This is a genomic window from Pseudomonas protegens, assembly GCF_003732485.1.
In the GTDB taxonomy this organism is placed as follows: Bacteria; Pseudomonadota; Gammaproteobacteria; order Pseudomonadales; family Pseudomonadaceae; genus Aquipseudomonas; species Aquipseudomonas protegens_B.
This window is the reverse complement of sequence record NZ_MOAK01000030.1, coordinates 71,804-72,323: the sequence shown is the minus strand read 5'-3', so window position 1 is coordinate 72,323 and position 520 is coordinate 71,804. Positions and strand designations below refer to the sequence as shown.

General features: G+C 60.0%; 1 protein-coding gene. It reads right to left on the bottom strand.

The window, feature by feature from the left end; all coding sequences use genetic code 11:
* Positions 1-520, bottom strand: a 520-nt coding sequence (gene flgJ, locus BLX41_RS34435) for a flagellar assembly peptidoglycan hydrolase FlgJ (protein ID WP_259744404.1), incomplete at both ends; no start/stop codon positions are given.

The following is a 520-nucleotide window of genomic DNA, read 5'->3' as shown; positions in this document are numbered from 1 at the left end:
GCTTGGCTATCTGCGAAATCTTGCTAGCGTAATCCGGGTCCGTTGCATACCCGGCTTTTTGCAACTCGCGAACAAACTGTTCTGGTTTATCGGCAACCTTCAGCACTTCTTGATAGCGATTATTGCTCTGCAGCAAGGTCACCAGATCGTGGAAGCTGTCCTGGTAGGAATCATAGGAACGGAACGCCGCCGTCTCCTTGACCATCTGCCCATCGCGGAACTCGCTGGTGATCGCTCGCGCCTGGGCACCCTGCCAACTTTTGCTGGCCTTGATGCCGAACAGGTTGTGACTGCTGCTGCCATCTTGCTGACGCATCACCGATTTACCCCAGCCGGTCTCCAGCGCGGCCTGGGCCACCAGGTAACGCGGATCGATACCGATGCGCTGGGCCGCCTGCTGCGCCATCGGCAACATGGTGGCGACAAAATCATCTGCGGAACTGAAGGCGCGCTTGGCCGGCGCCAGCGGCGGCTGAGCCATGGCCCGGCCATACACACGCATCTTGCCCTGGGACGCGGC